19 protein-coding genes and 3 tRNA genes are annotated in these 22,794 nt (G+C 60.1%); 6 read left to right on the top strand and 16 right to left on the bottom strand.

The features are described from left to right. Positions 1-130: 130 nt before the first annotated feature. The 7 genes from AAEZ05_RS06465 to AAEZ05_RS06435 form a co-directional block, all read right to left on the bottom strand. The gene (locus tag AAEZ05_RS06465; RefSeq protein ID WP_045057561.1) at positions 131-1,549 is read right to left on the bottom strand and encodes a sigma-54 interaction domain-containing protein; all 1,419 of its coding nucleotides are present in this window, start codon (positions 1,547-1,549) and stop codon (positions 131-133) included. Then, a complete protein-coding gene (locus tag AAEZ05_RS06460; protein ID WP_350646832.1) occupies positions 1,546-3,129 on the bottom strand; it encodes an ABC transporter ATP-binding protein in 1,584 nt (527 codons plus the stop codon). The genes AAEZ05_RS06465 and AAEZ05_RS06460 overlap by 4 nt, the downstream gene beginning before the upstream one ends. 16 nt (positions 3,130-3,145) lie before the next feature. Next, on the bottom strand, positions 3,146-4,168 hold the full coding sequence (locus AAEZ05_RS06455; protein WP_205892838.1) for an ABC transporter permease: 1,023 nt from the start codon (positions 4,166-4,168) through the stop codon (positions 3,146-3,148). Further along, positions 4,168-5,229, bottom strand: coding sequence for a microcin C ABC transporter permease YejB (locus AAEZ05_RS06450; protein ID WP_350646831.1), 1,062 nt, complete (start codon positions 5,227-5,229; stop codon positions 4,168-4,170). Before AAEZ05_RS06450 ends, AAEZ05_RS06455 begins: the two co-directional genes overlap by 1 nt. Beyond that, complete coding sequence (locus tag AAEZ05_RS06445; RefSeq protein ID WP_350646830.1) at positions 5,229-7,097, bottom strand: extracellular solute-binding protein; 1,869 nt, start codon at positions 7,095-7,097, stop codon at positions 5,229-5,231. The genes AAEZ05_RS06450 and AAEZ05_RS06445 overlap by 1 nt, the downstream gene beginning before the upstream one ends. Positions 7,098-7,233: 136 nt before the next feature. Next, positions 7,234-7,515, bottom strand: a complete 282-nt coding sequence (locus AAEZ05_RS06440; RefSeq protein WP_045058291.1) for a peptidylprolyl isomerase — start codon at positions 7,513-7,515, stop codon at positions 7,234-7,236. 228 nt (positions 7,516-7,743) lie between these two features. Next, positions 7,744-8,811 carry a 3-deoxy-7-phosphoheptulonate synthase gene (locus AAEZ05_RS06435; protein WP_205892835.1) on the bottom strand — a complete coding sequence of 356 codons (1,068 nt, stop codon included), beginning with the start codon at positions 8,809-8,811 and terminating at the stop codon, positions 7,744-7,746. Between the two features lie 679 nt (positions 8,812-9,490). Between AAEZ05_RS06435 and gacA the strand changes: the two genes are divergently transcribed. From gacA to AAEZ05_RS06410, 5 genes are all read left to right on the top strand, one after another. Beyond that, positions 9,491-10,132 carry a response regulator transcription factor GacA gene (gacA, locus tag AAEZ05_RS06430; RefSeq protein ID WP_082069126.1) on the top strand — a complete coding sequence of 214 codons (642 nt, stop codon included), beginning with the start codon at positions 9,491-9,493 and terminating at the stop codon, positions 10,130-10,132. 1 nt (position 10,133) lies between these two features. After that, positions 10,134-11,957: an excinuclease ABC subunit UvrC gene (gene uvrC / locus AAEZ05_RS06425; protein ID WP_045058351.1), complete on the top strand. Its 1,824-nt coding sequence runs from the start codon at positions 10,134-10,136 to the stop codon at positions 11,955-11,957. Positions 11,958-11,989: 32 nt separating this feature from the next. Beyond that, positions 11,990-12,550, top strand: coding sequence for a CDP-diacylglycerol--glycerol-3-phosphate 3-phosphatidyltransferase (gene pgsA, locus AAEZ05_RS06420; RefSeq protein ID WP_045058294.1), 561 nt, complete (start codon positions 11,990-11,992; stop codon positions 12,548-12,550). 63 nt (positions 12,551-12,613) lie between these two features. Further along, a tRNA-Gly gene (locus AAEZ05_RS06415) sits at positions 12,614-12,689 on the top strand. A 47-nt stretch (positions 12,690-12,736) separates the two neighbouring features. Further along, a tRNA-Cys gene (locus tag AAEZ05_RS06410) sits at positions 12,737-12,810 on the top strand. 73 nt (positions 12,811-12,883) lie between these two features. Here AAEZ05_RS06410 and AAEZ05_RS06405 read toward each other — a convergent pair. Further along, positions 12,884-14,113: an acyltransferase family protein gene (locus AAEZ05_RS06405; protein WP_350646829.1), complete on the bottom strand. Its 1,230-nt coding sequence runs from the start codon at positions 14,111-14,113 to the stop codon at positions 12,884-12,886. Positions 14,114-14,658: 545 nt separating this feature from the next. Here AAEZ05_RS06405 and AAEZ05_RS06400 point away from each other — a divergent pair. After that, positions 14,659-14,745 (top strand) — tRNA-Leu (locus tag AAEZ05_RS06400). Between the two features lie 574 nt (positions 14,746-15,319). On the opposite strand, the gene AAEZ05_RS06395 is transcribed toward AAEZ05_RS06400, so the two are convergent. The 8 genes from AAEZ05_RS06395 to AAEZ05_RS06360 form a co-directional block, all read right to left on the bottom strand. Continuing rightward, positions 15,320-15,550 carry a hypothetical protein gene (locus AAEZ05_RS06395; RefSeq protein WP_045058296.1) on the bottom strand — a complete coding sequence of 77 codons (231 nt, stop codon included), beginning with the start codon at positions 15,548-15,550 and terminating at the stop codon, positions 15,320-15,322. 112 nt (positions 15,551-15,662) lie between these two features. Continuing rightward, positions 15,663-15,920 (bottom strand): hypothetical protein, encoded by a 258-nt coding sequence (locus AAEZ05_RS06390; RefSeq protein ID WP_082069131.1) that lies wholly within the window; start codon positions 15,918-15,920, stop codon positions 15,663-15,665. Positions 15,921-15,964: 44 nt separating this feature from the next. Continuing rightward, positions 15,965-17,647: an ABC-F family ATP-binding cassette domain-containing protein gene (locus AAEZ05_RS06385; RefSeq protein WP_045058298.1), complete on the bottom strand. Its 1,683-nt coding sequence runs from the start codon at positions 17,645-17,647 to the stop codon at positions 15,965-15,967. A gap of 140 nt (positions 17,648-17,787) precedes the next feature. Beyond that, positions 17,788-18,834, bottom strand: a complete 1,047-nt coding sequence (locus AAEZ05_RS06380; protein WP_350646828.1) for a DNA topoisomerase IB — start codon at positions 18,832-18,834, stop codon at positions 17,788-17,790. A 75-nt stretch (positions 18,835-18,909) separates the two neighbouring features. Beyond that, on the bottom strand, positions 18,910-19,989 hold the full coding sequence (gene modC, locus AAEZ05_RS06375) for a molybdenum ABC transporter ATP-binding protein (RefSeq protein ID WP_045058300.1): 1,080 nt from the start codon (positions 19,987-19,989) through the stop codon (positions 18,910-18,912). A 3-nt stretch (positions 19,990-19,992) separates the two neighbouring features. After that, positions 19,993-20,673 (bottom strand): molybdate ABC transporter permease subunit, encoded by a 681-nt coding sequence (gene modB / locus AAEZ05_RS06370; protein ID WP_122840612.1) that lies wholly within the window; start codon positions 20,671-20,673, stop codon positions 19,993-19,995. Then, positions 20,674-21,441, bottom strand: a complete 768-nt coding sequence (gene modA / locus AAEZ05_RS06365) for a molybdate ABC transporter substrate-binding protein (RefSeq protein WP_350646827.1) — start codon at positions 21,439-21,441, stop codon at positions 20,674-20,676. 230 nt (positions 21,442-21,671) lie between these two features. Continuing rightward, positions 21,672-22,733 (bottom strand): NAD(P)H-dependent flavin oxidoreductase, encoded by a 1,062-nt coding sequence (locus tag AAEZ05_RS06360; RefSeq protein WP_045058303.1) that lies wholly within the window; start codon positions 22,731-22,733, stop codon positions 21,672-21,674. Positions 22,734-22,794: the final 61 nt, after the last annotated feature.

Genomic DNA, 22,794 nt, shown 5'->3' with positions numbered 1-22,794 from the left:
GGGGGAGCCATCCAGGGGAAGCCTTGCTCCTGCAGAACCCTGAAGACTGCAACAGTTGTGCTAGGCCTCGCACCTGTTGGAGCAAGGCGTGCCCGCGATGAGGGTCTATCTACCAATAGAGACCCATGTCTCATATTGGAGACTCGGCAATCCCCAAAGCGACCATCTTCTTGTACAACGTCGACCGCCCCAACCCCAGCAGCACTGCCGCATCAATGACCTTGCCGCTACATTGCGCCAGGGCTGATTCAATCAGTTGTCGATCAAAACGCTCCCGCGCCTGGCTGAACGTCTCATGCGCAGCTGTCACGATCACCGGTGGCGCCGCACGCTCCACTGGAGTCAACGTGCCGATTGCCGCCCGTATTTCCTGGGCGTCGAGGATCAGATCATCACTGAGCAATGCCGCCCGCTCCAGCACATTGCGCAATTCACGAATGTTGCCCGGCCAGGCGTGTTGCGCCAACAGCGCCAGGGCCTCTTGGTTGAGTTCATGCTGGCTGCGCAGCTCTTCAAGGATCGCCTCGCTCAAGGCTGGCAGGTCGCCTGGGCGATCACGCAACGGCGGCACATGGATCGGCAAGACATTGAGGCGGTAATACAGGTCGGCACGAAACTCGCCGCGCTTGATCGCCGCTTCCAGGTCCGTGGAAGTCGCCGCGATGACGCGCACATCGCTCTGGATCATTTCGTTGGAGCCCACTGGCTCGAACTCCTTCTCCTGAAGCACGCGCAGCAACTTGCTCTGCAAGGGCAGGGGCATGTCGCCTATCTCGTCGAGGAACAGCGTGCCTCCTTGCGCCAATTGCAGCTTGCCGATGCGACCCTTGCGGTCTGCGCCGGTAAACGCACCGGGAGCGGTGCCGAAGAATTCGGCTTCCAACAGTGCTTCGGGGATGGCCGCGCTGTTGATGCTAACAAAGGCTTTGTGGGCCCGGGGTGACGCGCCGTGGATCGCCTGGGCGAGCAGTTCCTTGCCGGTGCCGGTTTCGCCGAGCAGCAACACCGGAGAATCGGCGCTGGCACCGCGTCGGGCACGGCGCTTGACTTCGAGGGTCGCGGTGCTGGTGCCAATAAAGTGGGCAAAGTTGTACTTGCTCTGGCGTGCCCGCAGCAACGAGCGGGTCGAGGCCAGTTCCTCTTGCATGCTCATGTAGCGCTTGAGCATGGGCGAGAGGCTGCGTAACTCGTCGAACAGCGCAAAGCCGATGGCGCCGATCACCACACCGGTATCGTCATGGATAGGCAGGCGCATGACCACCAGCGGCTCCTTGGGGGTGTCCTGCATGTCGAGCAGGATCGGCCGGCCGGTGCGCACCACCTCGCGCAGCAGACTGCCGGGGATCACGCTTTCGCATGGCTTGCCGATAGCCACTTCAGCCGATTCCAGGCCAAAGCGGCGGGCGTAGCGCTCGTTCATCCAGACGATGTTGGCATCGCGGTCGACGATGACCGTGCCTTCGCTCGATTGCTCGATGATCTCGAACAGCGAGCGGATCGCCAGCAGGCGCACGCGCTGGTAGTCCTTGAGGCTTTCGGTGGTGTTCATGATGGGGGCCCGCCAAGCAGCGCCGCGGCCAGCAACTCCTTGGTATACGGATGCTGCGGTGAATCGAACACCTCATGGCTGGCCCCGCGTTCCACCACCTTGCCGTCCTTGATCACGATCATATCGTGGGCCAGCGCGCGAACCACGGCCAGGTCGTGGCTGATGAACAGGTACGTCAGGCCATGTTTTTCCTGGAGCTGACGCAGCAGGGCGACCACTTGTTTTTGCACGGTACGATCCAGTGCCGAGGTAGGCTCGTCAAGCAGGATCAGCGCCGGTTTCAGCACCAGCGCCCGGGCAATGGCGATGCGTTGGCGCTGGCCGCCTGAGAACTCGTGGGGATAACGATGGCGACTTTGCGGGTCCAGGCCGACTTCTTCCAGCGCCCGGATCACCTCGGCCTGGCATTCATCAGCGCTCAGTTGGCTGTGCACTTCGAGACCTTCGCTGATGATCTGCGCCACCGACATGCGAGGGCTCAGGCTGCCGAAGGGGTCCTGGAACACCACCTGCATTTTCTTGCGCCACGGCCTTAGCTGTTTTTGCGTTAGACCGTCCAGCGCCGCGCCCTGAAAGCGGATACTGCCTTCGGAGTCGAGCAGGCGCAGGATCGCCTGGCCCAATGTCGACTTGCCCGAACCGGACTCGCCGACTATGCCAAGGGTCTTGCCGCGCTGGATGTTCAAGCTGATGCCATCGACGGCGTGCAGGTAGGTCTTGCGCTGGAACAGCCGGCTACCGAGCAGGAACTTGACGCTCAAGTCATCGACTTCCAGCACATTCTCGCGCTCGTCCCGGGGCAATGCTTCGCCTGCCGGCTCGGCATTCAACAAGACGCAGCTGTAGGGGTGTTTCGGTTCGTTGAACAGGGTTTCGCAGGGTGCCTGTTCGACGATCTCCCCGGCCTTCATCACGCACACGCGCTGGGCGATGCTGCGCACCAGGTTCAAATCGTGGCTGATCAGCAACAGGGACATGCCCAGGCGCTGCTGCAGGGATTTGAGCAGTAGCAGAATCTTGCGCTGCACCGTGACGTCGAGCGCGGTGGTGGGCTCGTCAGCGATCAGCAGCTGCGGTTCGCAGGCCAGGGCCATGGCGATCATGACCCGTTGCCGTTGCCCCCCGGACAGTTGATGCGGGTAGGCCTTGAGCCGCTCCGCAGGTTTTTGAATGCCCACCAGGTGCAGCAACTCGAGGATACGTGCCTGGGCCGGTTTGCCGGTCAGGCCCTTGTGCAGCAGGAGCGCTTCGCCGATCTGCTTCTCGATGCTGTGCAGGGGGTTGAGCGACGTCATCGGCTCCTGGAAGATCATCGCTATCCGGTTGCCGCGCAATTCGCGCAGCACCTTGGGGTCGGCGCCGAGCAGCTCTTTGCCATGATAGCGGATGCTGCCGGTGGTCTCGGTGCCGGTCTCGGGCAGCAGTTGCAGGATCGAATGCGCGGTCACCGATTTGCCGGAGCCGGACTCGCCTACCAGTGCCAGGCATTCGCCGGGGCGAATGTCCAGGCACAGATTGCGCACCACGGTCTGGCCGCTGAAGGCCACGCAGAGGTCACGGATTTCGATCAGGTTACTCATATCAACGGTCCGTCATTCAAGATCGCGGATCAAAAGCATCGCGCAATGCCTCACCGATAAAAACCAGCAAGGAAAGAATCAGTGCCAGGGTGAAAAACGCCGTCAGCCCAAGCCAGGGTGCCTGCAGGTTCTGTTTGCCCTGGCCAATCAGTTCGCCCAGGGATGCACTCCCGGCGGGCATGCCAAAACCGAGGAAGTCCAGGGCCGTCAGCGTGGAAATCGCGCCGGTCAGGATAAACGGCAGATAGCTCAAAGTCGCATTCATGGCGTTAGGCAAGATGTGCCGCACGATCACCTTTCGATCGGTCAGCCCCAGCGCTCGCGCAGCCTTGACGTATTCGAGGTTGCGCCCGCGCAGGAACTCGGCACGCACCACGTCCACCAGGGCCAGCCAGGAGAACAGCGCCATGATCCCCAGCAGCCACCAGAAATTGGGCTCGACGAACCCCGAGAGAATGATCAGCAGGTACAGCACCGGCAACCCGGACCACACCTCCAGCAAGCGCTGACCGAGCAAGTCTACCCAACCGCCGTAATAACCTTGCAAGGCGCCGGCGGCAATGCCGATGAGCGCACTGACCACGGTCAACATCAGGGCGAACAGAATCGACACCCGCGCACCGAAAATCACCCGGGCCAACACATCGCGAGCCTGGTCGTCAGTGCCCAGCCAGTTCTCGCTCGAAGGCGGGCTGGGGGCGGGTTTGCTCAGGTCGTAATTAGGGGTGTCCGCGCTGAAGGGAATGGGCGGGAACAGCATCCAGCCGCCATCTTTTTTAATCAGTTTCTGCACATATTCGCTGCGGTAATCGGCCTGAAACGGCAGCTGCCCACCGAACTCCTGCTCGGTGTGGCGCTTGAAGGCCGGGAAATACAGTTCGCCCTGGTAACTGACCACCAGTGGTTTGTCATTGGCGATCAGTTCGCCGCCCAGGGTCAGCAGGAACAGACCGATGAACAGCCATAACGACCACCAGCCGCGACGATTTTTGCGAAAGCGTTCGAAGCGCCGACGACCCAGCGGCGAGAGCTTGAACATCAGGCGTTCCTCGCGGCGAAGTCGATACGGGGGTCGACCAGGGTGTAGCAGAGGTCGCCAATCAGTTTAATCAGCAGGCCAAACAGCGTGAAGATGAACAGGGAGCCGAAGACCACCGGGTAGTCCCGCGAGACGGCGGCTTCGTAACTCATGCGGCCCAGGCCATCGAGGGAGAAGATCACCTCGATCAGCAATGAGCCGGCGAAGAACACGCTGATGAACGCCTGGGGAATGCCCGAAACCACCAGCAGCATGGCGTTGCGAAACACATGGCCGTACAGCACCCGGCGTTCGCTCATGCCCTTGGCGCGTGCGGTGACCACGTATTGGCGGGTGATTTCGTTGAGAAAGGAGTTTTTGGTCAGGATGGTCAGGGTGGCGAACCCGCCAATGACCAGCGCCGTGACCGGTAGCACCAGGTGCCAGAAGTAGTCGGCGATCTTGCCCACGGTGGACAGCGATTCGAAGTTGTCCGAGACCAGGCCCCGCACCGGAAACCAGTTCAGTGAGGTGCCACCGGCGAACATGACGATCAGGAACATCGCGAACAGGAACGCCGGCATCGCATAGCCAACGATGATCGCGGTGCTGCTCCAGATATCGAATGGGCTGCCGTGGTGCACCGCCTTGCGTATGCCCAGCGGGATTGACACCAGGTAGGTGATCAGCGTGGCCCAAAGGCCCAGGGAGATGGTGACCGGCATCTTCTCCAGGATCAGGTCGGTGACCGTGGCGCCGCGGAAAAAGCTTTTGCCGAAGTCCAGTCGCGCATAGCTGGTGAGCATCAGCCACAGCCGCTCATGGGCCGGTTTGTCGAAACCGTACTGTTTTTCAATTTCCTTGATCAATTGCGGGTCTAACCCGCGACTGGCCCGGGAACTGCCCGACGGTGCATCGCCGGAACCGCCGCCCACACTCGCGCCGCCGATGCCTTGCAGGTGCGCAATGGCCTGTTCGACCGGGCCGCCAGGTGCGGCCTGAACGATGACGAAGTTGACCAGCAGAATGATCACCAGGGTTGGAATGATCAGCAGCAGACGCCGTAACGTATAAGCCCACATCAATGCGGCCCTCCGGGTTTGCTGCGGCTGATGCGCTCGGCGGTCATCTGTTGGTTGGTCAGGGGCGTGGTGCTCATTTCCCACCAGCTTTCGATGGCTTCGTCATTGCTCGCCTGCTCGTTGGGCATGCCGAAACGGTTCCACCAGACGGTGGAAGTGCCCGGCGGATAGTAGTTGGGGATCCAGTAGTAGTTCCACTGCAGTACCCGGTCCAGGGCGTGGGCGTAGCGCAGCATGTCGGCCTGGGTCGAGGCGCGGATCAGGCCGTTCACCAAACTGTCCACCGCAGGGTTCTTGAGCACCATGTAGTTGTTGGCGCCCGGGTCGTTGGCCGAGGCCGAGCCGAAATAGTTGAGCAGCTCGCCACCGGGTGACGTAGTGACCGGGTAACCGGTGACGATCATGTCGTAGTCACGGCTCATGAGGCGGTTGACGTACTGGGAGGCATCGATGCGGCGGATGTTCAAGTCGATGCCGATCTGCTTCAGCGTGCGCTTGTAAGGCAGCAGCAAGCGGTCAATGCCGTTCTGGCTGACAAGGAAGGTGAAGCTCAGCGGCTTGCCTTCAGCATTCACCAATTGATCGCCCTCGGGTTTCCAGCCGGCCTGTTCAAGCAACTCCAGGGCCTGCAACTGTTTGTCGCGGATGACTCCGCTGCCATCGGTTTTCGGCGCTTCGAACACCTGGGTGAACACCTCGTCGGGTATCTGCCCGCGCAACGGCTCGAGTATCGCCAGTTCCGCAGCGTCCGGCAGATGCCGGGCGGCGAGTTCGGTGTTGGAAAAGAAGCTCTGCTGGCGTATGTACAGGTTGCGCATCATCTGCCGGTTGCTCCATTCGAAATCCCAGAGCATGGCCAATGCCTGGCGCGTGCGCCGATCCTGGAACATCGGGTTTTGCAAATTGAACACGAAACCCTGGCTCGGTTGCGGTGCCTGGGTAGCCAGGTGGGCTTTTTGCAATCGGCCGTCGCGCAGGGCGGGGCTGTCATAACCAATGGAGTAACCCGTGGCGGAGAACTCGCGGTTGTAGTCATAGGCGCCGCCGCGCAGCACCTGCCGCGCCACGTCGGTATCACCAAAATACTCGATGCTGAAATGGTCGAAATTGTACAGCCCACGGCTCACCGGCAAGTCCTTGCCCCACCAGTCGGGGTTGCGCTCGAACGTGATGCTGCGCCCGGAATCGACTTTGCCGACCCTGTAGGGGCCGCTGCCCAGGGGTGCCTCGTAGCCGCCACCAGCAGCGAAGTCGCGAGTCTTCCACCAGTGCTCGGGGAATACCGGCAGGGTAGCGATGTCCAGGGGCAGGGTGCGGTTCTCGTTACTCTTGAAATCGAACCGAACCGTCAGCGGCGATTCGATCTCCACCCCTTTGACGTCGGCGAACTGGCTGCGATAGCGCAGGCTGCCCTGGGTCATCAGCAGTTCGAAGGTATAGCGCACGTCTTCGGCAGTGATTGGCGTGCTATCGGCGAAACGCGCTTTCGGGTTCAGGTAGAAACGCAGGGACAGGCCGTCATCAGAGCGTTCCATTTGTTGCGCTACCAGGCCATACACGGTGTAGGGCTCGTCCATCGAGCGCTGGGCCAGGGGCGAGTAGAGCATGCCGTCGATCTGCGTGACACCGATGCCTTTGTCGATGTACGGCAGCATGTGGTCGAAGTGACCGATCTCGACCGCCGAGCGGCGCAAGGTGCCGCCCTTTGGGGCCAGGGGATTGGTGTAGGCAAAGTGGCTGAAGCCGGCAGGATACTTGGCGGGTTCGCCGTACACGGTCAGTGCATGTTGCGGTGCTGCATTCACACCGGCGGCGCCAAACAACAGGGCCACGGCAGTGAATAGCACAGTAGGGAAAGCCAGTCGCATTGTCAGCCTTAGAGCCGGGCGGTCGATAACCGTAATTTGTACGCTAGCGGCGCATCCCTCGCCAGCCGAATTGATCGTCCCATACACAACGGCCCACCAAAGGGCGGGCCGTCGTGGTGAAAGCTGCGCGGACTGATCAGTCCTGGCGGCTGGTCACTTCCAGCAGGTGATAGCCAAACTGGGTCTTGACCGGGCCTTGCACCGTGTTGATCGGCGCGCTGAACACTACAGTGTCAAATTCCTTGACCATCTGGCCCGGGCCGAACGAACCGAGGTCGCCACCCTGGCGGCTGGAAGGGCAAGTGGAGTTGGCTTTGGCGACTTCGGCGAAGTCTGCGCCGCCCTCGATCTGGGTTTTCAGTTCGTTGCACTTGGCTTCGCTGGCAACGAGGATGTGACGGGCAGTAGCTTTAGGCATGGGAAAAACTCCAATCAATGTTCAGTAAAGTGGTGAGCCTACCGGATTCAGTGGCCCAATTCTTCTCAAAGTTCCATCGGTTCTATGAGGCGGCCTTGCGCAGGCAGTCCGCCGGTTCGGAGCTGTGGTTAGATTCGTTACGGCGAAAATGGGTGTGTGGGCATGTAAAGACGCAGGGTCAAAAGATCGCAGCCTCGTTTCACTCGTCAGCTCCTACTCAGCTCCTACTCAGCTCCTACGCAGCTTTTGCGCCGCCTCGCGCAGCAATTGCTCGGTTGCACTCCAGCCCAGGCACCCATCCGTGACCGACACGCCATAACGCAGGGACGCGCCCAGTGGCTGGCAGCCTTCGAACAAATGGCTTTCGATCATCATGCCAATCAGCGAGCGGTCGCCTTGCAGGCGTTGTTCGAGCACATCATTGAACACCGCCGGTTGCCGTAGCGGATCCTTGGCGCTGTTAGCGTGGCTGCAGTCGACCATGATCCGGGTCGGGATCTTCAAGCGACTGAGGTCACTGTTCACCTGGGCCACGCTGGTGCGATCGTAATTCGGGCCGCTATGGCCCCCACGCAACACCAGATGAGTGTCCGGATTGCCCGGGGTCTGGATGATTGCCGGGTGCCCCTGGCTGTCAACGCCGAAATGGCGGTGCGGGTGGGCGGCTGAGCGCATCGCGTCGCTGGCGACGCCGACGCCGCCATCGGTGCCGTTCTTGAAACCGACCGGCATGCTCAGGCCGCTGGCCATTTCCCGGTGTATCTGCGACTCAGTGGTCCGCGCGCCTATGGCCACCCAGCTCAGCAGGTCTTCGAAGTAGCCTGCCGCCATCGGTTGCAGCAACTCGGTGGCGACCGGCAAACCGAGCCGAAGCATTTCGCGCATCAATTCCCGCGACAGCGCCAGGCCGCCGGCCATGTCGTCGCTGCCATCCAGTTCCGGATCGTAGGCCAGGCCTTTCCAGCCAACGGTCGTACGTGGTTTTTCGACGTAGGCGCGCATGACCAGCAGCATCTCGTCACTGACTTCCGTGGCGAGGCGTGCAAGGTGGGCGGCGTATTCGAGGGCCGATTGCGGGTCATGGATCGAGCAGGGACCGACGATCACCAGCAAACGGGAGTCTTCACCGTTGAGGATCGCCCGGACTGCGTCGCGATGGGCGGCGACTTGCTGCGTCAGGGTGTTGCTGAGGGGCAATTGCTGTTTGAGTTGCAATGAGCTCGGCAGGCGCAGTGTCAGCGCTTCGTTGGCAGGGCTCAGGGTGGACAGCGGCATGGCGGAGACGGACGAGTTCATATTCAGGCTTCCTGGACGAGGGGCGGGTTCGTTCCCGCGCGCTCGGCCCTACTGGGGTGTTCGACAATTAGCCGGATTGGCTGCGTGTGTGTGCTTGCCACCTGTGGGTGACCGATCGGAGGCGGCAGGCTGTCCCGAGCGGAGGCTGGTAAATCGCCAGGCGGTAAAAATGTCGTAACGGTAATAAGTGGCGTAGTTCATCGGGTAATCCTCGTGGTGTCTGGTATGACGCTAAAAAATGTGTGGAGCTGAAAAAACAAAACCCCCGGTCGGGAGGCCGACCGGGGGTTGAGAAATCTCTGGTGGCGACCCGTTTCAAGTGGGCGCCGTGTGGGTATCAGGCGCGCCAGTGGCTAAACCAATACCCAAAATAAAAGCTGACCGGAGCGCAGGCGTCATTCACCCGGGCAGCCGCAACCGAGCGCAGGGCGCTGGCGGTACGAAGCTGTGCAAGGGTGTTTGTCATGGTCTGTCTCCGATGGATGCAGGGAGCTTACTAGAGGCGGGCAGGCGGTTTCAATCAGAAATTGCGCGCGGTCGCAGGATTCGCTGAAACGCGCAGACGACAAGCCTCCCAAGACGAATTGAAACTTTTTAGTTGGCGCTTGGCGCTAGGTCTGGGAGTCGCTTTTTGCTAAGGTGTCCGGCAACCAATAAGACCATTGCGTGAGGTGTCTGCTTGATTAGGGTGCTAGTAGTCGATGACCATGATCTCGTTCGTACAGGCATTACACGAATGCTGGCTGACATCGATGGCCTGCAAGTAGTCGGCCAGGCCGAGTCAGGGGAAGAGTCCCTGCTCAAGGCGCGCGAGTTGAAACCCGATGTGGTCCTAATGGACGTCAAGATGCCAGGTATCGGCGGCCTTGAAGCCACGCGCAAGCTGTTGCGCAGCCATCCCGACATCAAGGTGGTCGCGGTGACCGTGTGCGAGGAAGATCCGTTCCCTACCCGGTTGTTGCAGGCCGGGGCGGCGGGGTACCTGACTAAGGGTGCCGGGCTGCCGGAAATGGTCCAGGCCATCCGCCTGGTGTTTGCCGGGCAGCGCTACATCAGTCCGCAAATTGCCCAGCAACTGGCGATCAAATCGTTCCAGCCCACCAGCGATTCACCGTTCGACGCCTTGTCCGAGCGGGAAATCCAGATTGCGCTGATGATTGTCGGGTGCCAGAAGGTGCAGATCATCTCCGATAAATTGTGCCTGTCCCCGAAAACCGTTAACACCTACCGATACCGCATTTTCGAAAAGCTTTCGATCAGCAGTGACGTCGAGTTGACGCTGTTGGCGGTTCGTCACGGCATGGTCGATGCCAGCCTCTGAAATGACTGAAACTTTCGATCCCAGCGCTTTTCTGTCCACGGTCAGTGGGCGCCCCGGTGTCTATCGCATGTTCGACAGCGATGCGCGCCTGCTCTACGTCGGCAAAGCCAAGAACCTCAAGAGTCGGCTGTCGAGCTACTTTCGCAAGTCGGGGCTCGCACCAAAGACGGCCGCGCTGGTCGCGCGTATTGCCCAGGTCGAGACGACCATCACGGCCAACGAAACCGAGGCGCTGTTGCTCGAGCAGACGTTGATCAAGGAATGGCGACCGCCCTACAACATTCTGATGCGCGACGATAAGTCCTATCCGTATGTGTTCCTTTCGGATGGCCAGTTTCCAAGGCTCAGCATTCATCGCGGCGCAAAAAAAGCCAAGGGCAAGTACTTCGGTCCTTACCCCAGCGCTGGTGCCATCCGCGAAAGCCTGAGTTTGCTGCAGAAGACCTTTTTTGTTCGCCAGTGTGAAGACAGCTACTACAAGAACCGTACGCGACCATGCCTGCAGTACCAGATCAAGCGCTGCAAGGCACCGTGTGTCGGCCTGGTGGAGCCCGATGTGTATGCCGAAGACGTCAGGCACTCGGTCATGTTCCTGGAGGGGCGCAGCAATGCGCTGACCGATGAATTGTCCGCGGGCATGGAAGAAGCCGCGATCAATCTCGAATTCGAGCGCGCGGCTGAGCTGCGCGACCAGATCTCCCTGCTGCGCCGGGTTCAGGACCAGCAGAGCATGGAAGGCGGTACCGGCGACGTGGATGTCATCGCCGCGTTCGTCAACCCGGGCGGTGCTTGCGTGCACCTGATCAGCGTGCGCGGAGGCCGGGTCCTGGGCAGCAAGAATTTCTTTCCGCAGGTGGGTATCGACGAAGACGTTTCAGAAGTCATGGCCGCTTTTCTCGGGCACTACTTCATCAGCAGTCCCGAACGCGACTTGCCCAGCGAATTGATCGTCAACGTGGTTCACGAAGACTTTCCGACATTGATCGCCGCCATTGAAGAGCTGCGTGGTCGTGAGTTGTCCATCAGTCATCGGGTGCGTGGCACCCGAGCGCGCTGGCAGCAATTAGCGGTGACCAATGCCGAACAGGCCCTGGGCGCACGGCTGGCCAACCGGCAACATGTTGCAGCACGTTTCGATGCCTTGGCAGAAGTACTGAACCTGGACGAGCCGCCGCAACGCCTGGAGTGCTACGACATCAGCCACTCCAGCGGCGAAGCGACCGTGGCGTCTTGCGTGGTGTTCGGCCCCGAAGGGCCGATCAAGTCCGACTACCGACGCTACAACATTGAAGGCGTGACTGCAGGCGATGACTACGCGGCCATGCACCAGGCCCTGACCCGGCGCTTCAGCAAGCTGAAGGACGGGGACGGCAAGCTGCCGGACATCCTGCTGGTGGACGGGGGCAAGGGCCAGCTGTCGATGGCCCGGGACGTGCTCAATGAACTGGCGGTGCCGGACCTCATCCTGTTGGGCGTGGCCAAGGGCGCAACCCGCAAGGCAGGGTTTGAAACCCTGTACCTCAACGACGCCGCCCATGAGTTCACCCTGCGCGGCGATTCCCCCGCGCTGCACCTTATCCAGCAGATTCGCGACGAAGCCCACCGGTTTGCTATTACCGGTCACCGTGCCCGTCGTGGTAAAACCCGTCGGACGTCTACGCTGGAAGGCGTAGCCGGAGTCGGGCCAACCCGTCGTCGTGATTTGTTGAAACATTTTGGTGGATTGCAGGAGCTGTCTCGTGCCAGCATCGAAGAGATCGCCAAAGCACCCGGAATCAGTAAAAAGCTCGCAGAGTTGATTTATGCAAATCTGCACAGCGAGTAGAATGCCACCTCACCTCGTAGCCAGTTGTGCCGATGAATATCCCTAATCTGATTACCGTTCTACGCGTCCTGCTCATCCCGATCTTTATTTTGCTGTTCTACCTGCCTTACCAGTGGAGCTATATGGCCTCCGCGTCGGTGTTCGCATTTGCCGCCGCGACGGACTGGCTGGACGGGTATCTGGCCCGCCGTCTGGAGCAGAGCACACCGTTCGGGGCGTTTCTCGATCCCGTGGCCGACAAGCTGATGGTTGCTGTCGCGCTGGTGCTGCTGGTGCAAGAGCATGGCAATCTGTGGCTCACGCTGCCGGCAGCCGTGATCATCGGTCGTGAAATTGTCGTTTCGGCATTGCGCGAGTGGATGGCTGAACTCGGCGCCCGCGCTCATGTGGCGGTGTCGAACCTGGGCAAATGGAAAACCGCCGCGCAAATGCTCGCGCTGGTGATCCTGCTGGCCAATCCATCGGATTTCACCTTCTGGGTGCTGGTGGGTTACGCGCTGTTGCTGATATCTGCCGGCCTGACTTTGTGGTCGATGGTCCAGTACCTGCGGGCTGCCTGGCCACATCTGAAGACCGAGGTAGAAAAGAAATAAAACTTTTTTGAATCAAGGGGTTGACGGGGCTTCTGGATTCTATAGAATGCGCCACACCAAGACGCGGGAATAGCTCAGTTGGTAGAGCACGACCTTGCCAAGGTCGGGGTCGCGAGTTCGAGTCTCGTTTCCCGCTCCAAGTTTGTACACATTTGATGTTGCGCTACACGACACCAAATGTTTTGAGGCCGAGTAGCAAAATGGTTATGCAGTGGATTGCAAATCCACCTACGCCGGTTCGATTCCGACCTCGGCCTCCACTATTAAAAAACCCGTAACTCAGTGAGTTACGGGTTTTTTTTTGGCTTCCGGAAAGTGCGGTGGTTGAGCGTATCAGCCTTCCACGCCGCTTTTATGGCCCACCGTCCCCATGGGCAAGACCGGCGGTTGGCTGGGCAGCTTCCTTCTGTCGATTAACATGACCCGCAGCCAATGGGTCATTGGAAGCTCCACCAGGCGGTAAATACCGATTGCCACGATGCAGCACAGAGCGATACTTACGGGCGTCATCAGGTAGGCGAGGGCGCCAGGCTCGTCGAAAACATGGAATACCTTGTTGAAGACCTTCAGTACGTACGGGTGGAATAGATACAGGGAGTAACTGGCATCGCCGATCAATACCACCCACCCAGGCAAATTCAGCCCCGACAACCCGTGCACCAGTGTGAGAAATACAACTGCAGCCGGGATACCCCAGGCCAGCCCGCGTCCCAGCCAGTGGGTCAAGTCAACGGCAAAGGGCATGTACACCAGAGCAGCCAGGCCGATCAGGATGAGCACAGTGCGCGCGCCGTTAGTCGTGCCGTCGGCACGCCACGTGGCGGTGCGGGCGTAGAAAGCGTAGCAGCCCATGCCAAGGACGAACTCGGCGAGGATCTGCTGTGTGTAGAACTGGGCCACTAGCGCGTCAAGCGCCACCAGGTGGCCCGCCACCACTAAGGCCAGAAGCAGGGCCGAGCAAATGAGCAGGCGATAACGGTGGCTGATGGCCATGGAAGTGGCGAACAAGGCATAAAAGAACATTTCGTAGTTCAGAGTCCAGCCCAAGTACAACAGCGGCTGAACGTACTCGCCTTTCTGGTACGGAATGAAGAAGAGCGATTTAAGCAGCCCGACGCCATCGGCCGTAGTGTTGTCGAGCAAGCTCGGCAGCAACAAGGCAACTGCGAATACACCGAGGGTGCCGAGCCAATACAACGGAACGACACGGATAATTCTTTTAATAAAAAAGTGGCTGCCTGATTTAGCGGTGACCATGGCCATGATAAAACCGCTGATGACAAAAAAGATATCAACGCCCCAGTCGCCATTGCGAAACAACGGAATATGAAAAAACACCACGGCGAGTGCTGCGATAGCGCGCAGCATTTGAACGCTTTCGAGCTTGTCGGTTGGAGCCTGCAGCGAGGAATTCATGGCGAGACCCTGATCAGTGTGGCTCGGAAGGTGGCGTCGAATCAGAGGGGAAGGCGATATGGCTGGCGCAGTCTGATAATACAAATACGCTTGGCAGTAATACGTGCAAAGCAAACAATCGAAGAACCGAGCGTTAAACAGTTGCATAGCATCGAGTTGTCATAGACAACACGCCAACATGGCGGCTAATGATAGTTGCCATCCTCGAGATGACGACTTAACCAAATCGCGCGGCGTGATAACACGTTAGCAGCGCTCTTTGAAAGAGCAAGGCGGTTTGTGGAGTTGTGACGAATGGACGATCGACTCAATAATGACGCCAGAAAATAATCTCAGTACTCAGTACATCAATAGTGAGTGGTAAGTGCTACACCGGTGTTTCGTAAACAGCCACTATGCAATTTAAGCCCATCCGGTGCTTTTCGGCGCAATCAGCCGGGGGTGGAGCACACGTTGGAACCGTTGCAGGTCTCCCTCGCCAGCGCGCGACTGCACCTGCTGCTCGAGTATTGCGCTGTAGATCCATGATTTGCCAAGAGATTTAACCAGCGAGATTGCAAGATTTAGTCTCGAAAAAGAGGCTTGTGAACTTGCTTCACGCGGTCGGGATGTATATATTCCCACCTCTGCTGCACAAGCGTCGGATCTGCCAGGAGTGACTGGTGAAATTCAGGCTGCTTGACCGCGCTACCGCCCGAATGGCGAAACTGGTAGACGCATGGGACTTAAAATCCCCCGCTCGTAAGGGCGTGCCGGTTCGATTCCGGCTTCGGGCACCATATATATCAAGGGCTTGCATGAGATACTTCATGCAGGCCCTTTTTGTTGCGCCTCCATAAACACCTCGCCTTTCGCGTGAGGGTCGATGATCCAGGCCGGGCGAGGCGCAGCTGCTACTTGGCTTTCCAGCTGCCACCGCCGCTCTTGCAGTCGATTTTAGATTGCCGCAAATTCTCGGCTCCGTAATAGAACGGGGCTACCACGACACCTGGGCTCAGGCAGGCGAGCAAAAGCAGGATTTTTCTGTTACTCGGGATTGCCTCTGCGAAGCGTCCCAAAGCCAATTCGGGGGCATATGGAATTTGAAAAGCGCCTAACGGGCTCGTTCCATTGGATTGGGCGCCCACTGAATCCCAGGCAAAAAAATGACCCGCATGCGGGCGGGCCAAGGGGATTCATCAAAGGAGTGAATTCACTGTAGGGCACTCGATGTGAAAGAGGCGTGAAAAAACTGGCGCAAGACTCAGCGGTTAAACAGAGGTCAACCAAAATCGGGTAAGGACGCACACGGTGACGTCGCCGTTAATGCGTCCTGAATCAGAACAGCGCTTTCATCGGGGCGTCCAGTGCTTACTACCTGAAGCGCGGCAACGGCCTGTCAACCGGTCGCAGTGAGGACAGGGTGTTGCGGATCAGCGGCGTGTCTTTTTCAATGTCATTGAGCCGATCGCGGATTCGCAGGGCAGTTGGGTGCCCGCCTTGATGATCAACCCAGTCGGCAATTTCCTTGCACGCAGCCGCCAGTCGCGCCTGGCGTGAATCAAGCAGGGTAAGCAGGGTGGTGATGGACTCTTTTTCGGACATGACACACCTCCGTTCAAGAAACCTGGTAAATGGCAGCAAACAACCCGCAAGGTGCGAGCAGTCTGTCGATGGGTACGCCGCTCCGTCAGCGCTTCAAGTATAGACCCGTACTTCAGCCCTGTCGGACCGTCACACGGGACCTGTCGTTGAGACGCTGACATTCACGGCGCGCGTCTTCTTCCAGATCGAATCCGTCGCCGATGAAGCCGCGGGTGCGAGTGTCCGTCACCCTGTACCAGACCGAGGCATCGGGTGGCGCATGGCTGACTTCACCGGCTCGGCGTCCGTGGATGATGATCTTGTTGCACCGCTTGACGACGAATATGTCTTCCATGGCTCCACCGCGCAGATTCTTGTTCACATCAACTATAGAAGCCATTTGCAATCGTGCAAAAAATCCGCGGGGCCAAAGCTCTACGAGTCCGGCATATTCGGGGCCAGCAACCAGCCCTGCGGGTGCCATTTGAGGAGGTGGGTCGGCGCCAGCGCGGCGAGGAAATGTGCGTCATGGGAGGCTGCGACAATCGCGCCGGGAAAATTCTGCAGGGCTGTCTCAAAAGCTTCCACGGACTCAAGGTCAAGGTGGTTGGTAGGCTCATCGAGCAGTAGTAACTGCGCAGGCGTCTTGCCCCAGCACGCGATGGCGATGGCGGCCTTCAGGCGCTCGCCGCCGCTCAGCGAACAACTGGGTCGCGTGACTCGGTCGGCGTTCAGGTGTAAGTGCGCCAGGTGGTTACGCAGCCTGTCTTCTGGTATCGGGGTATCGAGCGCATGCAGTTGTTCCAGCACGCAGCGCTGGTCATCGAGTAGTGCCAGGTGCTGATCGAGCAAGGCGCTCGGGACGTGGGTCAGGCACTGACCGCTACGCGGGGCGATGTGCCCGGCCAGCGTGCGCAACAGGGTGGTTTTACCGCAACCGTTGGGCCCGCTGACTGCGATGCGTACCGGGCCTGCGATGGCCAAGGTCAGGCCGGCGGCCGTTCCTGCAGCGGCGTGGCCCATGTCCTCCACTGCGTATTGGGCAGTTCCGGCGTGGTTCAGGTGCACATCGACCAGTGTCAGTACCTGACGACCGGCCGGCACCCGGCTGCCGGGCAAGTTGACCAGGACACTTTCCTGGACCACAACGTTGGCGCTGGCATCGCGCACCCTGGCCGCCAGGCCGTCTTTGCGCGCTTGATGCCCCTGGCGAACCGGACCCATGGCATCCCTGGCCGCGCTCTTGATTTTCCCCCGCTCGAAGCCCGAGACGTTGGCGATGTCCGCTTTTCTTCGGGTGGCGGCAGCATGTCGCTGCACAGTGTCATGCTCGCGCTGCAGGCGGCTGGTCTCGCGTTTGCGCTCGGCGCGGGCCTGATCGAGCTCTGCGCGTGCCGCGGCTTGTTCAATCTCTCGCTGCGCCTGAAACTCGCGATAATTACCGCCAAAGAGCCTGGCGCCGAGTGGGCTGATTTCGACGATTCGGGCAAAACCGCTCAGCAGGTGTCGATCATGGCTGACCACGATCAGGCCGCCGCGCCACTGTGCAAACTGATTTGTCAGCCAACCGCGCCCCTGATCGTCCAGGTGGTTGGTGGGCTCATCCAGGACGATCAGCTGTGCCTCACCCAGAAACGCACCGATCAGAGCGACCCGCGCTCGTTGACCCCCGCTCAAGGTGTGGGTGGGCGTATCCGGGTTGACGTGGCAAAGCCCCGCCTCGTCGAGTTGCCTGCGCAGGCGGGCAGCCAAGTCCCAGCGCCCGGCCAGGGCTTGCAGGTCCGCCTCGTCGAAGTGCCCAAGCTCGACTCTGGCCAACGCTTGCAACACTTCACGAGTACCAGTGGCATCGGCGACGGTGTGTCCCGGTGCATCGGTAAACGATTGCGCCACATAGGCCACCTGACCCTGGACCGTCAGGGTGCCCGAGCAGGGTTGCAGCTGTCCGGCAATCAGGCGCGCCAGCACGCTCTTGCCACTGCCGTTGCGACCGACGATGGCCGTGTGGACGTGATCAAAGCTTAAATTGAGGTCGTGAAAAACTGTCTCGCCATCGGCGAATTGAAAGCCCAGTTGGTTCAGGGAAACGAGTGCAGGCAGACGCGTGACGTGAGTCATCGGCACCTCCGGAAAATGTCGAGAAGATCAACAAGCGCCGTGGGCGGCTTGTCGCGAACACATTTCTGGACGGCTTAGTTATTCACGTCAAAGGTCAACCTGAGAGAGCGGAGGTGGCTAGCCTACTCGCCCTTCGAGGGTTATCGCAAGTCGGCGTTCTGCGTGGCTTCGACCATTTTCTCCAGGAACATGGCCAATCCGACTTCCTCGGCTCGCAGCCCCTTGCGGGTTCTGGGCCTCGGCAGTTCAGCCAGGGCACCGAGGAGAAAATGCTCCAGTACCGCCGGATGGATGTAGCACTTACGGCACACCGCCGGGGTATTGCCCAGTTGTTTGGCGACATTTTTCACCATTTCAACCACGTGGCGCTTGGCGTCCGATTCCGGCTCCCAGTGCAATTCGCGCAACACCGACAACGCCAGCGCGCTGCCTGCCCAGGTGCGGTAATCCTTGGCGGTGAAGTCGGCGCCGGTGAGCGTTTGCAGGTAGGCGTTGACGTCTGAAGAACTCACCGTGTGGCGCTCACCGTTTTCGTCCAGATACTGGAACAGGTTCTGTCCGGGTATCTCCAGGCAGCGCTTGATGATTCGCGCCAGGCGCCGGTCCTTGACGGTGATCTGATGCTCTACGCCGCTCTTGCCGCGGAACTGGAACAGGATCGCACTGCCATTGACTTCAACATGGCGGCTGCGCAGGGTCGTCAGGCCGTAGGAGCGGTTGTCCCGGGCGTACTGGGTGTTACCGACGCGGATCAATGTCGCGTCAAGCAAGGTGATTACGGTGGCCATGACCTTGTCACGGCTGAAGCCGGGAGCCTCCAGCAGTGCTTCAAGTTGCTTGCGTAACTTGGGCAAAGCCAGGCCGAAATCTCTCAGGCGTGAGTATTTGTCGGCGTCGCGTACTTCGCGCCAGCGCGCATGATAACGATACTGCTTGCGACCCCGTGCATCACGTCCGGTCGCCTGCAGATGGCCGCGTGGATCGGCGCAGATCCACACGTCGGTGTAGGCCGGCGGCACCGCGAGGGCATTGATGCGTTTGACCTCGTCCGGATCGGTGATGCGCTGGCCGGTCGAGTCGAAGTAGCAGAACTTGCCGCGTAGTTTCCTGCGGGTGATTCCAGGTTGCGTGTCATCGACATAGTGCAGGTCGGGAGGCAACGCAACGGGCAGATCGGTATCGGGCATGGCGGTAGTCCTGGCTTGCAATCAATTGGCCGTTACAGCGATTGACCGCACGCAATCGCAGTGGTGCCGGCGAATTTAAGCCAGCACCGCCACCGCCTTGATCTGCGCCCACAATTGCTGGCCGGGGTACACACCCAACTGGTCCCGGGAGTAACGAGTGATGCGCGCCAGCAGCGGCGTGCCACCGGCTTCCAGGCGTATCAAAACGTGAGCGGCATTGTCTGCGGGCATTTCACTGATCACCGTGACGGGCAGGCGATTGAGAATGCTGCTGTGCTCGGCGGCGTTCAGGCTCAGGCTGACATCCCGCGCCTGCACCTTGCACCGCAGCGCCTGGCCCAGGGTCATTGGCGAGTGCGCCACGCGAATGTTCATGTCGCTGGCGGGCAGTTGCAGCGTCAGCAACTGGTAGTGGGCATCGTAGGCGCTGACCTGGCCCTCGATCACCACGCCAGCGTCGTCACCGAGTGCAAGCGGCAGGTCGAGACGCGCCAGGGTGGCGCCGATCGGGCCGCTGGCCAGGGCCTTGCCATCGCTTAGCAGAACAATATGATCGGCCAGGCGCGCCACTTCATCCTGAGAGTGGCTGACGTACAGCACGGGGATTTCCAGTTCGTCGTGCAAGCGCTGCAGGTACGGCAGGATCTCGTTCTTGCGCTGACTGTCGAGCGCCGCCAGCGGCTCGTCCATCAACAGCAGCCGGGGACTGGTGAGCAATGCGCGGGCTATGCCGATGCGCTGGCGCTCACCGCCCGACAGGTTGTGCGGATGACGATCGAGCAGATGGCCAATGCCCAGCAGATCGGTGGCGTGCGTCATATCAACCCGCCGCTGGGAGGCGGGAATGCGCTTGAGGCCGAACTGCAGATTGGCCAGCACCGACAGATGCGGAAACAGGCTCGCTTCCTGGAATACGTAGCCCAGGGCGCGCTTGTGTGCTGGCACGAAAATCCTCTTCGCGCTGTCTTGCCAGACTTCATCATTGACCTGGATAAAAGCCTGACCAGCCTTCTCCAGCCCGGCGATGCACCGCAGGCAGGTGGTCTTCCCGGAGCCGGAATGCCCGTACAGCGCCGTCACGCCACGGCCGGGCAATTGCAGGTCGACGTCCAGGGCAAACCCCGGATAGTCCAGTTTCAAGCGCATATCAATCATCGATCAGCTCCAGCCCGCACGGGTCTTGCGGCTGGAGTAGAGCGCCAGCAACACGGCAAACGAAAAGACCAGCATCGCCCCGGCCAGCCAATGGGCCTGGGCGTATTCCATGGCTTCGACATGGTCGTAGATTTGTACCGAGACCACCCGGGTTTTGTCCGGAATGTTGCCGCCGATCATCAGTACGACTCCGAACTCGCCGACCGTATGGGCAAAGCCCAGAATGGCTGCCGTGATGAAACCGGGACGTGCCAGGGGCAGGATCACGCTGAAAAAAGTGTCCCAGGGATTGGCCCGCAGCGTCGCGGCCACTTCCAGTGGCCGCGTACCGATAGCGGCAAAAGCATTCTGCAGGGGTTGCACCACGAATGGCATGGAATAGAGCACCGAGCCAATCACCAGGCCGGCAAAACTGAAGGTCAGGGTGCCGAGCCCGAGTGATTGGGTGAGCTGGCCGACAACGCCGTGGGGACCTAGCGCGATCAACAGGTAAAAACCAATCACCGTAGGGGGCAAGACCAGGGGCAGGGCGACGATCGCCCCGACCGGACCGCGTAGCCAGGAGGTGGTACGCGACAGCCACAACGCGATCGGAGTGCCGATCACCAACAGGATGACCGTCGTCAGCGACGCCAGTTTCAGGGTCAGCCAGATGGCAGCAAAATCGGCACTGGTCAGGCTCATTTAAAGTTGATAACCGTAGGATTTGATAACGGCAGCGGCTTTGGGCCCCTTGAGGTAGTCAACCAGCGCCTTGGCGGCTGGATTGTCCTTGCCCTTGTTGAGGATCACCGCGTCCTGCTTGATCGGGTCGTGCATGTCGCCCGGAACGATCCAGGCCGAGCCGCCGGACACTTTGCCGTTTTTGTAAACCTGCGACAAGGCGACGAAACCGAGCTCGGCGTTGCCGGTGGACACAAACTGGTAAGCCTGGGTGATGTTTTGGCCTTCGACGATCTTGGCTTTGACTTGATCGGTCAGGCCCAGCCGGGCCAGCACTTGGGTAGCTGCCAGCCCGTACGGCGCAGCTTTCGGGTTAGCGATGGCCAGATGCTGATACTGGTTATCGCTAAGGACCTTGCCCTGGTTGTCGACGTATCCGTCCTTGGCCGACCATAGCGCCAGGGTGCCAATGGCGTAAGTGAAACGTGAGCCCTTGACGGTATCGCCTTCGTTTTCAAGTTTCTGCGGCGTGCTGTCATCGGCTGACAGGAACACTTCGAAGGGCGCGCCATTCTTTATCTGGGCGTAGAACTGGCCGGTGGCACCGTAGGCAGCTATCAGCTTGTGACCGGTGTCTTTCTCGAAATCGGCAGCGATCGCCTGGAGGGGGGCGGTGAAATTGGCCGCGACCGCGACCTGGACTTCTTCGGCCTGGGCCGATCCAACCGTGCAGACAGCCACCAGGCTCATAAGGGCAGCAGGGGCAAAACGTGAGGCGCGAGGGGTCATGAACGGCTCCGTGACGGGCAGGTACAGCAGTGGGGACTAAACGCTATGTAGGGAAATATATAGCGAAAAACCCGCAAACGGAACTCGATTGTATACATGTTGCCCAGATCGACCCCGGTAGGAGCTGCCGCAGGCTGCGATCTTTTGATCTTGATCTTGATCTCTAAACCACGAGGATCAAAAGATCGCAGCCTGCGGCAGCTCCTACAGGGATGGCGGCGGCTTGAGGTCTAGTGGATCAGTTTCGCCAACCCTTCCTCTGCCAGTTTGCGGGTCAGCTCTGCCGTGCTCAGCTCCTTCCCGAGGGGAAACGCCTGACCTGCCCAGAGGTTGCTGAAGTCGGCTTCTCCCTTGGCGCGCAATGGCATCAACGCACCCCCGGCGAGCGGAAAGGCCGGGGCCTTGTCACTCATAGGCCCCAGCTCGCGCATCACTCGATTGAGAATGCCCCGTGCCGGGCGGCCGGTGAAAAGATTGGTCACGGCCGTGTCACTTTCCCTGGCGGTGCGCAATGCCTTGTGGTGAGAGGCGCTGACCTTGGCTTCCGGGGTGAACAGGTAGGCGGTACCGACCTGCACCGCGCTCGCTCCCAGCATGAACGCCGCCGCCACGCCACGGGCGTCACTGATGCCGCCTGCGGCGATCACCGGGATTTTCACGGCATCAACAATCTGCGGCACCAGGGCGAATGTACCCACCTGGCTACTCAGGTCGTCGCTGAGGAACATGCCGCGATGACCACCCGCTTCATTGCCCATGGCAATGATCGCGTCGCAACCGTTCTGCTCCAGCCAGATCGCTTCTTCGACCGTAGTAGCGGACGACAGCACTTTTGCGCCGGTCGCCTTGACGCGGTCGAGCAGTGACTTTTCCGGCAGGCCAAAATGAAAGCTCACCACTTGCGGGCGCAGTTCTTCAATGACTTCGCATGTCGCGCTATCAAACGGCGCGCGATTGGACACCGGCGTCGGCGCATCGAAGTCCACGCCCAGTTCGCGGTAATAAGGCTCCAGCAGATTCTTCCAGTCCCGGGCGCCTTGTTCGTTGGCCACGGGTGGTTGATGGCAGAAAAAATTCACGTTGATCGGGCGCTGGGTCTGCGCGCGAATGGCCTTCAGTTCTTCTCGCAGTTGGTCGGTGCTCAACAGGGCTGCGGGCATGGACCCCAGGCCTCCGGCGTTGCTCGCCGCGATCACCATGGCCGCACCCGTCGCGCCAGCCATGGGCGCCTGGATGATCGGCAGCTCGATGCCAAGCAGGTCAAGGATGCGGGTATCTGGCCATTGACTCATTTTGCGGGCTCTCCGGCGGGTAGGCAGGGCAGGGACAGTCGGGCTGGATTTGTACCAGCAA

Origin of the sequence: Pseudomonas sp. HY13-MNA-CIBAN-0226, from assembly GCF_040310305.1 — a bacterium.
GTDB lineage: Bacteria > Pseudomonadota > Gammaproteobacteria > Pseudomonadales > Pseudomonadaceae > Aquipseudomonas > Aquipseudomonas gregormendelii.
The sequence above is the reverse complement of the archived record's forward strand: the minus strand, read 5'-3'. Positions and strand labels throughout refer to the sequence as shown.